Raw genomic sequence first — 13,222 nt, 5'->3', positions numbered from 1 at the left:
TCTCCCAGACGGGCACAGCGGAGGACTACTTGACGGTCACCAGACCGCACAGGCGGGCACCGGACAGCGTGCACACCTCGTACGACCCGGCCGGAATACCCTTCGGCACGGCCAGCGTGTACGGACCGGCGCCCGTGTACTGCGGGAGCGCGACGCCCATCTCACCGGTCAGCCGGATCGCGTACGGCGTGGTCGGGTCGCCCGGGATCTTCGCGACCAGCGTGTACAGCGGCGCGTTCGGCGAGGACGCGAGCGACATCGAGAACGTCGCCGAGCGGACCGCCTTGTCCGGGAACGAGGCCACGAACTGGGCGCCGGCCTTCGTCACCGTGGACGTCAGCGCCAGCGGCTTGGCCTTCGGCAGCACCTGCGCGGTCGGCTGCACCTCGACCTCGGGCGGCGCGACCGCGTTCGTCGGTACGGGGCTGCCGGCCACCGGCGCGGTGTCGTGCGCCGGCCGGAGCGTGGGGACGATCGCGACGGCGCCGACCACCAGGGCCGCGCCGAGCACGGACAGACCGGCGGTCTTGCGGCGCTTGCGGGAACGCGCCGTGGTCAGGACGGAGTCGAAGTCACCGGTGGACTCGGCGGCGCGGCGGTCGGCCACCGCCTGCAGGTCCTCCTGCAGATCAGGCATGGTCGTCACTCCTCAACAGCAATGAATCGGACAGGGCGTCCCGGGCGCGGGACAGGCGCGACTTGACCGTGCCTTCCGCGATCCCGAGGGTGTCGGCCACCTGAGCCACGCTCAGGTCACAGACGTAATGGAGGACGACGACCTGCCGGGTCGGCATCGGCAGGCCGGCGAGAGCCCGCTCGAGGTCACCCGAATACCCGTCGGCATGGTCCGGGACGTGCTCGGTCGGCAGCCGGTGGAACAACTGGCTGAACCGGTTGCCGTCCCGGTGCTTGTTCGCAGCGAGCCGCATCGCGACCAGCCGCACCCAGGCCTCGGGTGAGTCGTACCGCGACACCTTCTCCCAGCGGGGCACCAACCGCACGAACGCCTCCTGGACGATGTCCTCGGCCTCGGCGCGCGACCCGGTCAGCAGCGAGATCACGCCCACCAGCCGTGGCTGATGAGCGCGGTAGAACTCCCGCAGCCCCTCCGTCTCCATACCTGCCTACACCCCCGACCTCTCGATCCGGTTCCATCGAATGCGTGACCCTATCCAACGTCACTCTGAGTACATGGACAAGCTCACGACGTACGAGATCGCGTGGTTGGTGGGCGGTAGCGAACGCGCCGCGGTGGTCGTCCTCGTCACGCTCGCGGCCGGCGAGCAGCTCGAGGTCGCGTACAAGCGGCAGCGGATCAGGGTCGCGCGGGTCGAATCGGCGTACCCCGTCGAGGCGGCCGCGCTCGATCTCGTCCCGGACAGCGGCATCGGAGTGAGCGAATTCCTCGCGGCGGTGGCAGCGTCTCCGGCCGTGACGGCGCTGGAGAAGGACGTCCGCGCGAAGGGGCAGCTCCGGGGGCTGCGGTGGTTCAGCAAGACCTACCGCGAGCTGCGTGAGCACCCTGGCACCGGGGTACGGCGGGTTGCCGTGCTCGGCGTACCGGCGATCGAGGACCAGGAACTGCGGGACATGCTGGCGCACCCGCTGCCGGGGATGCCGAAGATCGACCCGATGCTCCCGGTCCGCGACAACACCATCGACGGGACGATCGGCCCGTCGCCCGGCACCTGGACCGCGGGCTGACTCAGACGGGCTGGCTCAGACTGGGCCGACTCAGACCGTGATCTCGCCGCGCTCGGCCTTGAGCGCGATGTCGGTGCGGTGCTGCGAGCCCTTGATCCGGATCTGACCGACGGCGGCGTATGCACGCTGCCGCGCCTCGGCGAGATCCTTGCCGACGGCGCTGACCGCGAGGACACGTCCGCCCGCGGTGACGAGCTCCTCCCCGTCGAGCGCCGTACCCGCGTGGAAGACCCGGACGTCGTCGTTCTCGGCCTGGTCGATGCCGGCGATCTGGTCGCCCTTGCGGGGGCTCGACGGGTACTTCTTCGCCGCCACCACGACCGCGACCGAGGAGGCGTTCCGCCAGCTCAGGTCCCCGTGGTCGCCGAGCTTGCCCGTCGCGGCGGCGTACAGCAGGCCACCGAGCGGGGTCTTCAGCATCGGCAGCAGCGCCTGCGTCTCCGGGTCCCCGAAGCGGCAGTTGAACTCGATCACCCGGACACCGCGCGAGGTCAGCGCGAGGCCGGCGTACAGCAGGCCGCTGAACGGCGTACCGCGGTGGCGGAGCTCGTCGATCGTCGGCTGCAGGACCTTCTCGGTGATCTCCGCGACCAGGTCGTCCGGTGCCCATGGCAACGGCGTGTACGCGCCCATGCCGCCGGTGTTCGGGCCCTCGTCGTTGTCGCCGAGCCGCTTGAAGTCCTGCGCCGGCTGCATCGGCAGGACAGTGGTGCCGTCGGTGATCGCGAACAGCGAGACCTCGGGGCCGTCGAGGAACTCCTCGATCAGCACCTGCTCGCAGTCGCCCGCGTGCGCCAGCGCGGCCTCGCGGTCCGACGTGACCACGACGCCCTTACCCGCGGCGAGCCCGTCGTCCTTCACGACGTACGGCGGGCCGAACGCGTCGATCGCGGTCGCGGCCTCCTCGGGCGTCGTACACACGTACGCGCGGCCGGTCGGCACACTCGCCGTGGCCATCACGTCCTTCGCGAACGCCTTCGATCCCTCGATCTGCGCGGCTTCGCGAGACGGTCCGAACACCGCGATCCCGGCGTCCCGCAACGGGTCGGCCAGGCCGGCCACCAGCGGCGCCTCGGGCCCGACGACGACCAGGTCGACCTCCAGCTCACGCGCCAGCGCGACGACGGCATCGTGGTCGGCCATGTCCACGGGCCGGCAAACGATCGTTTGCCCGTCGTACGCCGGACGCAACACGGCGATGCCCGGGTTCCCCGGGGCCGCCACCACTTGTTCGACCTCCGCGTCCTGGGCCAGCGCCCAGACCAGAGCATGCTCGCGGCCACCCGACCCGATCACCAAAACCTTCACGGGCGCTCAGCCTAGCGTGCTTCCACGGCTCAACTCGCCGGAGGACCGCGATCCGCCGTGCGCCCGCTGCCTTCGTCGCTTGGTCAGGGCGCCTCCTCCGTGTCTTCGTCCGAGGCCTCAAGCTCTCGTAGAACCCGCCACGCCATATCGGCAAGGGACTCGCCCGACCTTGTCATCCACCGCGCGGTTCCCTGGTTGGCGACGGGACGCTCCTTCCAGTTGGCCAGCTCCCACATATGCGCGATCAGGCCCGACGGCGAGTACTGCTTGCCGTCGGCAGCCCAGAGAATCGGTTTCGTGCGATGAGGGACCCATGTTGCGCGAGCACGCTGCGGATCCGCCGCGAGCCACTCGCTCAGTGCCTCAGTCTCCACCGGGTAGGCGGAGGTCAGTGTCAGCACCTCGCCCTCGGCCAGAACGGCTCGGTCGATGAGAACCGTGACGGCGTTCGGGCGCCGCGGCTTACGCCGTCCTGGAACGCGACGATACTTGTCCGGAATCGGAGCGTCCGCCGCCCCGGAGGCCCCGCCGAGCACGCGTTCGGAGACCTCGCGGCAGCGAGCGACGTCCGAGCACACGACCCTGATCTGGGAGCGCTCGGTATACAGATCATCGATCGCGGCGGCCACCGCGGGCACCAGCTCGGCGACGAGCTCCGGAACTTGTTCGACCGCCTTGATCACCCACTCTCCGTTCGGATCCGGCTCGCCGATGGCTTCGGTGTCAAGGCGGCGGAACACCAGGTGCGTGAGCAGATATCCGCCGTGCTCAAGCAGTGCTGCCCCGCGCCCCTCATACTGCCGACGCACATCGTGCAGACACAGCCGGACGGCCCGGAGTACTTGGACGGCGTGCCAAAGCAAGTACACACTCGGCCGGGGCCTGAAGAGGACGTCGTAGATGCCCTGCGATCCTCGCTCCCACATCACGTCGAGAGTGGTCGCGATCCGCGCGGCATACTGGCTGTCCCGGTGAACGCAGGCCAGCGCAGACGCTGCCTCGACGACGGAGCAGCCGGTGTCCGGGTGTGGCTCCAGCTCACCACGTCGAACGCTGTAGTCGAGCCCGAGCTCAGCACGCATCTCCTCGGTGATGACCGCCTGGATTGAGTCCAAAGCGATGAAGTCGCGAGCCTCCACGCGGTTCTGGCGGTTGGTTGCTTGGGTCGTCTGTCTCGCGAAGCCAGATGCCTTGCCGGTCACGATGATGCGCACGCCAATCTGCGCGGATCCGGCGTCGGGGTCGGCGGCAACCGCTTCGGCTACGGACCGGACGGTCTGCGCACCATTGACGACGCTGGCGTTCCGCAGGGTCAGCCCCAGCGGTCGCGCCTGGGGAAACCGCATGGACTGGCTTGTCTTTTCCACCGATTCGCAGAGAATCGTGACGCCGTTGTTGAAGTACCAGAAGTTCGCCGGCTCACGGGTAAGGGTCTCGATGAGCTCGTTGTTGATCGCCGTCCGGCCCAGCGGATTGCGGATGTTCAGATTGAACAGGTGCGAGCCGTGGTCGCCCCAATCGGCGACCTGCGCCGCCTCGACGACACCTTGGTACGATTCGTACGGAGAGCTGATCGCAAACCACGGAGACAGCTCGACGTCGAGCTCGATCGGCGGTGGCGCAAGATCCGAACGGACCGATTCCCACATCTCGGCGCTCAGGATGATGCGATGGCGAAGCATCTCGCCATGCTGGTTGAACTCCTTCTCGCAGGTGTTCACAGCATGTGTGAAACCCTCGGGTACGTCGTCCGCGCGCATCAGTGCGTACACCTGCGTCACCGGCACCGGACCGGCCGCCATGACATTCTTGGCGATCTCGGCGAGCTGCCTTCCTCGCGGGTTGAAAGGTGCGAAGTCCTCGTCGTCGATCAGCCGCAGCCCTGTTGCGAGCTCCATCACAGCCGAACGCTCAGCGCTGGCCCTGCCGGACTTGCTCCACTTGCCCTGGACAAGGTAGACATGCGGATCCGGACCGGTGACGACCGCGATCGCGTCGATTCCTTGGTCAGCAAGACCGTCGATGACCGTGAAGGCAGCGTCCGTCGGGCTGAAATCGGTCACGATGCGGACAGCTTGGGCAGTCAATGCCCTCGACAACAACCGCGGTTCCCGCTCCTCGGCAGGCTTTCCTTCGAGGTCACTCGCATCGATGAGCCCAGTGTCCAGGTAGACGCTCCGCAATGCCTGCTCAACCTGACGGACCTGCCGCGGAACATCGTCGCGTCTGCCCTGGGAACTTGTTTCCACTGGTTATCCCCCTTGCCGGCTCAGCCGGCCGATCTGCTTGTCTAGGTTGCGGATATGGGTCGAGTCGGGGCCGAACGCGGCCACCAGGAGCGGTCGCACACTGAGCAGCTCGCTCAACGCCTCGTCCAGATGATCGTCAGCCGCGAGCATCTGTGCGATGACGAATCGCGATTGGAGTACTGCGTCGGCGTTCGCGCTGTCCTGCGCGATGTTCTCGACGTAGTACCGCAGCTGGCGAACGGCCAAGCCGGGCTTCCCGACCTCGGCATAGGCGTGCCCGGCGTGGTACGCGCAGTCGAGCGCCACAGGATCCCCGGGTGCCAGGTACTTCCTGTAGTCACGTCCGACCGCTTCGAGGATGCCGGCCGATCGTGTGTACTCCCCCGCGTAGTACAGCGCCGCGCCCAGCGAATGCCGCAGGCTCAGCGCCAAGGCCGGATCGTCTGCCGATCGCTCAACCCCGCCCTCCAGTAGCCGGATCGCTTCCTGCGGCCGATTGTTGCCGAGGAGCACTTCCACGTTGCCCTGCAGCTGCCTGAGATCATCTTCGGTCAGCGGGCCTCGGGAAGACACTCGAGCACGCGGCCGGGACGGTGCAAGCAGTGGTCGACGAAACGGGCGAGTTGGATCCCGTGTGTCATCCTCACCGTCGCCGCTCCCATGGCGTGCGGTTTCGAGCAGCGTCTCGTACACCTGCTCCGCTGTCGGACGTGCTGAGGCGTCCTTCGCAAGCATCGCTGTCATCAACGCCGCGACCTCGTCGGGCACATCGTGCCGGCGCTGCAGTGCCGACGGTGGCGGCGTCTGCAAGTGGTGCGTCCGCAGCGGCGTGTCGACCGTGCCATGGAACGGGACGTCACCTGTCAGCAGCTCGCACAGCAGGCATCCGAGCGAATAGATGTCCGACGCGGCCGTGACCACGCGGCCGAGACCTTGCTCAGGCGACATGTACGCCGGGGTGCCAACCGTTCGATCAACCTGTGTCAAGCGTGGTAACGCGCCAGAACCACGCAGGATCGCAATGCCGAAATCGAGCACCTTCACCAGGCCGCCGTCGATCAGCATCAAATTGGTCGGTTTGATGTCGCGGTGCACGACGTCGATCCGATGGACGTCGGCCAGCACGGCGGCTATCTGCGCGACGACCGCCGCGACCCACGGCACGCTGGGCAGTGCGCCGTGGAAGTCGGTGCCGTCGAGAACGGCCTCCAGTGTCGTACCACGCAGCAACTGCATAACAAGCCACACCCGCGGGTTGCCGTCAGGCCCTGTCTCGACTCCGGTGTCGTAGACGGCCGGAACACCTGGGTGTTCCAACTGTGCGGTGGTGCGGATCTCACGGAGGAACCGCTTGCGATCGCGATCGGCGGAATCGCGGATCTCGACCGCCTCCGGGCTATCCGGCACGCTGGGAACTACGACCGACTGCCGCAGCAACTTGATCGCTACCCGCCGGTCGAGTCTCTCGTCGTACCCGTAGAAGACTTCGCTCATGCCACCCCGGCCGAGCAGGCCGTCCAGCCGGTATCGTCCGGCCAACAGTTCCCGCTCAGTCACGGGTCTCGCGTTTCATCTCGGTACGCAAACGGGCCAGCGCCTCATCACGCGCGGGCTCGGTGATGATCCTGTAGGCGCGTTGGCGGGCAGCCTCCTTGATCGCCTTGCGGAACTCATCGTTGTCGAAGTACAGCTTCACGAAGTCGGTGTTGCGCTCGGCGTTGTCGGCCACGATGTCGTCCATCCGGTCATCGGCGACCTGCCCGAATCGCGCTTCGTCATTCATCAGCGCGATCTGCTGCATCCCTGTGTCCTCGACCAGGTTGACGACCTGCTGATAAACCAGAACCTCGTCGGAGGTACCGAGGTCGAGTCCGAACCGGTCATTGAGCTCGTCGATCACCTCCGACAGGGGTTTCACCTCCGGCTCGGTGTACCTGCTGCCGTCGGCAGCATGACCGCGAACATCACGGTCCCCCGCCCCCGACAGCGACACATTGTGCCGCCCAGTGAACTCCAACCTGAAATGACTGAGGTCCGCGTCGCCGATGTCTACTGCCGCCGAAGGCCGACCCGGCAGCCGGATCAACAGCAACCGCCCGTACTGATAGAGGCGTTCCAAGTCCCGATCGCCCCAGTCGACGATCTGTGCGATCAGGCTGTACGCCCGGACATAGCCGAGAAGCGCCGCGCGGAAGCCTTCGCGTTCGTCATCGGTTTCGAGGGCCTTGAACCGTTCGATGGCCGGCGTCAGGTAGTTGTGCAGTTCGGCGTGGAGCTTGCGTTCCGCCGCGTCCGGCATCCGGCCCGGTCCGGCCGATGCGAGAACCCTGACGAATGCCTCCATCTCCGAGGCGACGAGTAGTTCGTAGTCCATGACCTCGCGCTGCTTGTCGTAAAGCAGGTTCGGATCGGTAGGCTCGGTGATCGTCCGCTCGAACCAGTCCGCGAACGCCTCCTGAATCGTCGCGGCATCGTTGACGAAGTCGAGAATTCGGACGTCATCCTGTGTCTTCAGCGAATGGATCCGGTTGAGACGCGAGAGCGTCTGAACCGCCGCCACACCGGTCAGAGGCTTGTCGACGTACATGCCACACAACAGCGGCTGGTCGAAGCCGGTCTGGTACTTCTCCGCTACGACGAGCAGGCGGTATTCGTCCTGACCGCGGGCGTCGGCGTGTGGATCGTCGGCTTTCGTATAGGCAAACCGCTCCGGCAGCCGGCTCTCGGCGAATCCGTTCAGCTGTGCCTCGCTGAACTCCAGCCCGGTCGTCTCATCGGCGAGCTTCCCGGAGAATGCGACTAGCGTGCCGCAGTCGGTGAACCCGCACAGCCGGACGTAGGTGCGGATCGCCTGAGAGAGATCGACAGCGTGCTGACGGCTGGGGGTGACGATCATGGCCTTCGCCCGTCCCCCCAACCGGCCAGCGATGTTGTCGCGGAAGTCGTCGACGATCAGCCTCGCCTTCTGCTCCAGCGACTTCGGGTGCTGCTCAGCGAACCGGACCAGCTTCGCCTTCGCCTTCTTCGTGTCCACCTCCGGGTTGGAAATCCCCGACTCGACCTGTTCGATGGCAGCGTTGCGCAACCGCCACTTGGTCTCGTACGTTAGGTAGTTCGCCAGGACGTCGAGGATGAACCCCTCCTCGATCGCCTGCCGCATCGAATAGACGTGAAACGGTACGTACATACCCCGTTCCCCGGTGTGCGGGTTCACCCGCTCCTCGTCGAACGTGCCGAACAGCTTGAGCGTCGGCGACTTCGGAGTTGCGGTGAACGCGAAGTACGAGAGGTTCGGCTGCCGGCCACGTACGCGGGTCATGTATTCGACATCGTCCTCGTCCTCCTGCCTGACAGCGTTGGACCCGAGCGCCTGCTTGAGCCGAATCGCTGCATCGCCGCCTTGAGACGAATGCGCCTCGTCAATGATCACCGCATAACGCCGGTCGGCGAGCTCCAGGTCACCGATCTTCTGCAGGACGAATGGATACATCTGCAGCGTGCTGATGATGATCTTCGACGTGCTGTCGTCGAGTGCGGCGGCTAACTGTGCCGAGTCGACGTCGATTTTCTTCACGACGCCAGGTGTGTGGTCGAACTGGTAGATCGTCTTCTGCAGCTGCCGATCGAGCACCACCCGGTCAGTGATCACGATCGTCTTGTGGAACACGACGTTGTTCGCGGCGTCGAAGAGGCTCGACAGCCGATGTGCGAGCCACGAGATCGTGTTCGACTTGCCGGAGCCCGCCGAATGCTGGATCAAGTAGTTGTGCCCAGCGCCGTGGAACCGTGCATGCCCAACCATCTGCTGCACCGCATGCCACTGGTGATAGCGCGGGAAGATCCGCGGCGTGGTGTGCGGGTTCACCTTCACGCCGTTCTTCTGCGGCGTGGAGATGTGGACGAAGCGCTGCAGGATCTCAAGCCAGTTGTCGCGCTGCCAGATGTCCTCCCACAGGTAGGCCACACCATACCTGTCGGCCTGCCCTGGCGGGTTACCTGATGCACCTGAAACACCTGGGCCGTTCGAGCCCGTGTTGAACGGCAGGAACTCGGTGTCGTTGCCGGTCAAGCGGGTGGCAACGAAGGCCCGGTCGGGGTCGACTGCGAAGTGTACGAGCGCCCGCTTGGCGAAGAAGAGCTCGTTCGGGTCTCGCTTCCGGTACTGCGCAATGGCGTGATCGGCGCGTTGCCCGGTGATCGGGTTCTTCAGCTCGACGGTCGCGACCGGCAGCCCGTTGACGAACAGCGCCATGTCGACCGACATCTCCGGGCTGCGGGTGCTGAAGTGGAGCTGCCGAGCAACCGTCAGAACGTTCTTGTGGTACCCGGCGAGCGCATCAGCCGCAAGGGTGTGCCCCGGTCGAAAGTAGGCCAGGTCAATCTGGACCCCCCTGTCGCGAACGCCACGGCGCAGAACGTCGAGCACTCCGCGCGAGTCGAGCTCGGCAGCGACCCGCTGCCCGAACTGACGCTGCGCAGCATCCTGGCCGCCGTACAGTTCGATCAGCCGGTCCCAGTTCTCCCCCTGGGTCGCCCCGATGAATCGATACATCTCCGCCTTGTCGATGCCCAGCTCATCATCAAAGGTCCCAGGCGCCCTCTCCCAGCCGTTCGCGAGCAGCTCTTCCTCCACTCGCTCTTCGAATGGAAGCTCGGCGTAAGCCGAAGAACTCATACCGCTACTCCGCGCGTCGTGGCAACGTCGAACTGGCCAGTCACCGCCGCGGTGATCAAGGCTCGCCGACGCTCGGAGAGTAGCTCGAGCTGGCGCTCGATCGCATCCTTCGCGGCATCGATCGCGGCGTTGCTCTTCCTGATCTCACCAACAATCGCCGCCTGCTCGTCGGTATTGGGCAACGGGATCCGCAGCCCCTGAAGATCCGGCATATAAATTGTCTTGTGAGTCGATCCCATCGCCAGTCGATCCAGCAGATCGGTGCGCATTGCACGTAGACACCAAAGCAGGAAGAAGGGATCCAACCTCGGCCCACAGGTCCACGTCGCAAAATCCTGACTGGTCGCCATATCTTGCCCCATAACTGCCGAGTATCCGGCGGACGCCGTCCGGCAGAGCACGACAGTGTTCTGTGGATGTATCTCGGCGGAGCTGTTCAGCATACCAACTTTGCTGATCTTCTCGCGAGAGTCGGCAAGCACCTCGATCCGATCGGAGCGCATTCGAGCGACATCACCCGTCGTCACCCACGGAATCGTGCAGTCGACCCACCATTCTGGCTTGTTCCGACTCGGAGTGTGGCCAGTCCCCATTCGCGCAACATGAGACAGCTTGGCGTCCTGCCATCGGGCCGGGAGAGTGTCGACCCATGCCAGCCTCGATGGGCGCCGTTCGCTGACAGGACGGCCTGTGACGGCATCGAAAATCGCGGCTTCTCGCCTCTCGTTCAGAACCTTTCGAGCACTCTCTTGGACTGAAGCCATACGCCCGATCTGAGCCGTCTCAGCGTCTAAGAAGTCCGCGATGCGGCGCTGCTCGGCGAGGGACGGAAGAGACAGTGGCAATCTCTTGATGTCCCATTGGAAGAGGTGGGGTACACCCATCCCACCCTTCAATGCCTCGATCAAGCCTTGGATCGGGCTGCTCTCGAGGGAATACCTCAGGAACCGCGGCTCCACATCGAACGAGCGTAGTACCGCGATCGACCCGTTGACGGTTGCCGGCCTCGGCAGACTGTGGATGACGTTGGTAATTCCGAGCGTGCTGCCGTCCTTGGCGAGTAACACATCACCGGACCGAAGCTTCAGCTCCGGTGATTCCTCGTACCTGTCTTCACTAATATAGTTGACGCTCTGGAAGTCGATCGACTCCGACTTGATATTCGGAGTGGCGAGGAATACGTATCCGTCAGGCTGATATTCGCTGGCCGTCAGCGCCTTCCAGCCGATCCGGGCGTTGACGGACGCGACTCGATCGAGGCGTGTTTGCCTCCAGGCGGGCGGAGGCGTCATCCTGCCACCTCCGCCAGCAGCTTTTGGATCTGCTTCTCCAGTTCGCGCAGTTCGGAGTCGATCTCGGCAAGTGGGCGTGGCGGGGTGTAGACGTAGAAGTGTCGGGTGAATGGGATCTCGTACCCGACCTTAGTCTTTTCGTGATCGATCCAGGCGTCCGGGACATGCGGTGTGACTTCGCGGGCCAGGTAGGTGTCGACGTCCTCATCCAGCGGCACATTCTCGTAGTCACGCAGGTCGGGGTCCGGTAGCACGTTGCCGTCCTTGTCCCGCTGGACTTCGCCATCGGGGTCCGAAACCGCTACAACGGCCCAGAAAGCCTTCAATAGGGCCGCAGTGCCCGGCCATACCCCTCCAGCCTCCCTGATCACCGGTCGCAGGGCGCTGCCGGCTTCCTTCTTTTTCCACCACACAGAACCCACCGAGCCGCGCAGCGCATCAACCAGCCCGTGCAGGCCGTCCCACTTCGCCAGCTTCTTGGACGTCTGCAGCGCATCGAGAGTGTCCTCGGTGATCTCGAAGCGTTGCTTAAGCGGGCGCTCGACGGTGATCCGCCGGTAGCCGAAGTCGCGCGTCCGGAAGATCTTCAGCCTGCCGTGATCGGGGTGATCGACATCGGCAGCAACCTGGACAGCATCGACGTACAGCTTCGTGATGTGGTCGATCTGCGCGTCGCTGATCCGCTTGCGCTTGTCCCCCAGGGACTTGGGCATCTTCTCCCACTGATCCCGGCCATCGAGCAGGATCACCTTGCCCTGCAGACGTTGGTGCTTGCGATTGGACAAGACCCAGAAGTAGGTCGAGATACCGGTGTTGTAGAACAGCTGGTCCGGCAATGCGACGATACCTTCCAAGAGGTCGTTCTCGAGGATCCACTGCCGGATGTTCGACTCGCCGGATCCAGCGGCGCCAGTGAACAGCGGTGAGCCGTTGAACACGATCGCCAGCCGGGCTCCCTTGCCCTCGACCGGCTCCATCTTGGCGATCATGTTCTGCAGGAACAAGAGCGACCCGTCGTTGATCCGCGGCAGGCCCGCACCGAACCGGCCGCCGTGACCGAGCTCGGCCTCGTCCTCGACGAAGTCCTTGACCTTCTTCCACTCCACCCCGAACGGGGGGTTTGACATCATATAATCGAACTTACGGTCCGAATACCCATCCTCGGAGAACGAGTTGCCGAACGCGATGTGACCTCGCTGATGCCGCATCAGCATGTCGGCCTCACAGGTCGCCCACGCCTCCCCGTTGATCTCCTGCCCGAATAGATATACCTCGGCCCCCGGGTTGATGGACTTGATGTGGTCCTCCGCCGCGGTCAACATTCCGCCGGTGCCACACGCGGGATCGAGGATATTGATCACCTGACCGGCGCCGGCGACGGTATCGGCATCCGGCGCGATCACGAGGTTGACCATCAGCTTGATCACCTCGCGCGGGGTGAAGTGCTCACCGGCTGTCTCGTTGGAATCTTCGGCGAATCTCCGGATCAGATGCTCATAGACATACCCCATGTCGTGGTTCGTGAGCTTGTCCAAGTCGCGCATACCGGCGAACCTGCCAACAACCGAGTACAGCAGCTTGGCATCCGACAGCCGGACGATCTGATTGTCCAGATCGAAGCGGGCCAGGATCCGCCCGACGTTCTCGGAGAAGCCGTTGACGTAGTCGCGCATGTTCTTCAGGACCTGCGCACCGTCAGGATCCTGCACGATCAACTCGAAGTTCTGCTCCGAAGTGTTGTAGAACGGCAGCTTCGCAGCGTTCTCCAGAAGACGCTGCTTGTTCCGCATGTCCAGTTGGCTGTTCCGCCGCCGTACCGCGTCGCGGGTCGGGTCCATCACGGCATCCAGACGACGCAGCAGTGTGAACGGGAGGATGACCTGCCCATACTCATGGCGCTTGTAGTCGCCGCGTAGCAGATCGGCGACGGACCAGATGTGGTTCGCCATCTGGGAATGTGTAGGTCCTGAGGTCACAGCTCTCTCTTCTCATCT

Annotated in this window: 9 protein-coding genes; 1 reads left to right on the top strand and 8 read right to left on the bottom strand. The window is 64.8% G+C overall.

Annotated features, from left to right (window positions below):
* Positions 1-25: 25 nt before the first annotated feature.
* A complete protein-coding gene (locus ACWGID_RS00045) occupies positions 26-637 on the bottom strand; it encodes a hypothetical protein (protein ID WP_452192880.1) in 612 nt (203 codons plus the stop codon).
* Positions 630-1,118 carry a SigE family RNA polymerase sigma factor gene (locus ACWGID_RS00040; RefSeq protein WP_452192878.1) on the bottom strand — a complete coding sequence of 163 codons (489 nt, stop codon included), beginning with the start codon at positions 1,116-1,118 and terminating at the stop codon, positions 630-632. The genes ACWGID_RS00045 and ACWGID_RS00040 overlap by 8 nt, the downstream gene beginning before the upstream one ends.
* 73 nt (positions 1,119-1,191) lie before the next feature.
* Between ACWGID_RS00040 and ACWGID_RS00035 the strand changes: the two genes are divergently transcribed.
* Positions 1,192-1,704, top strand: a complete 513-nt coding sequence (locus ACWGID_RS00035; protein ID WP_452192876.1) for a TIGR04222 domain-containing membrane protein — start codon at positions 1,192-1,194, stop codon at positions 1,702-1,704.
* Between the two features lie 30 nt (positions 1,705-1,734).
* On the opposite strand, the gene purD is transcribed toward ACWGID_RS00035, so the two are convergent.
* The 6 genes from purD to ACWGID_RS00005 form a co-directional block, all read right to left on the bottom strand.
* Positions 1,735-3,012 carry a phosphoribosylamine--glycine ligase gene (purD, locus tag ACWGID_RS00030; RefSeq protein WP_452192874.1) on the bottom strand — a complete coding sequence of 426 codons (1,278 nt, stop codon included), beginning with the start codon at positions 3,010-3,012 and terminating at the stop codon, positions 1,735-1,737.
* Between the two features lie 83 nt (positions 3,013-3,095).
* Positions 3,096-5,075 carry an AIPR family protein gene (locus ACWGID_RS00025; protein ID WP_452192872.1) on the bottom strand — a complete coding sequence of 660 codons (1,980 nt, stop codon included), beginning with the start codon at positions 5,073-5,075 and terminating at the stop codon, positions 3,096-3,098.
* Between the two features lie 189 nt (positions 5,076-5,264).
* Positions 5,265-6,818 carry a protein kinase domain-containing protein gene (locus ACWGID_RS00020; RefSeq protein ID WP_452192870.1) on the bottom strand — a complete coding sequence of 518 codons (1,554 nt, stop codon included), beginning with the start codon at positions 6,816-6,818 and terminating at the stop codon, positions 5,265-5,267.
* Positions 6,811-9,894 (bottom strand): type I restriction endonuclease subunit R, encoded by a 3,084-nt coding sequence (locus tag ACWGID_RS00015; protein WP_452192868.1) that lies wholly within the window; start codon positions 9,892-9,894, stop codon positions 6,811-6,813. The genes ACWGID_RS00020 and ACWGID_RS00015 overlap by 8 nt, the downstream gene beginning before the upstream one ends.
* 38 nt (positions 9,895-9,932) lie before the next feature.
* Entirely contained in the window at positions 9,933-11,228 is a 1,296-nt protein-coding gene (locus ACWGID_RS00010) for a restriction endonuclease subunit S (RefSeq protein WP_452192866.1), read from the bottom strand.
* A complete protein-coding gene (locus ACWGID_RS00005; protein WP_452192865.1) occupies positions 11,225-13,177 on the bottom strand; it encodes a type I restriction-modification system subunit M in 1,953 nt (650 codons plus the stop codon). The genes ACWGID_RS00010 and ACWGID_RS00005 overlap by 4 nt, the downstream gene beginning before the upstream one ends.
* Positions 13,178-13,222: the final 45 nt, after the last annotated feature.

The sequence above is a fragment of the Kribbella sp. NPDC054772 genome, assembly GCF_053611945.1.
The sequence above is the reverse complement of the archived record's forward strand: the minus strand, read 5'-3'. Positions and strand labels throughout refer to the sequence as shown.

Excerpts from the sequence above, each read along its gene's own strand:
- ACWGID_RS00045 (WP_452192880.1), bottom strand. The coding sequence starts at position 637 with ATGCCTGATCTGCAGGAGGACCTGCAGGCGGTGGCCGACCGCCGCGCC.
- ACWGID_RS00035 (WP_452192876.1), top strand. The coding sequence starts at position 1,192 with ATGGACAAGCTCACGACGTACGAGATCGCGTGGTTGGTGGGCGGTAGC.
- ACWGID_RS00010 (WP_452192866.1), bottom strand. The coding sequence starts at position 11,228 with ATGACGCCTCCGCCCGCCTGGAGGCAAACACGCCTCGATCGAGTCGCG.
- ACWGID_RS00005 (WP_452192865.1), bottom strand. The coding sequence starts at position 13,177 with ATGGCGAACCACATCTGGTCCGTCGCCGATCTGCTACGCGGCGACTAC.
- ACWGID_RS00040 (WP_452192878.1), bottom strand. The coding sequence starts at position 1,118 with ATGGAGACGGAGGGGCTGCGGGAGTTCTACCGCGCTCATCAGCCACGG.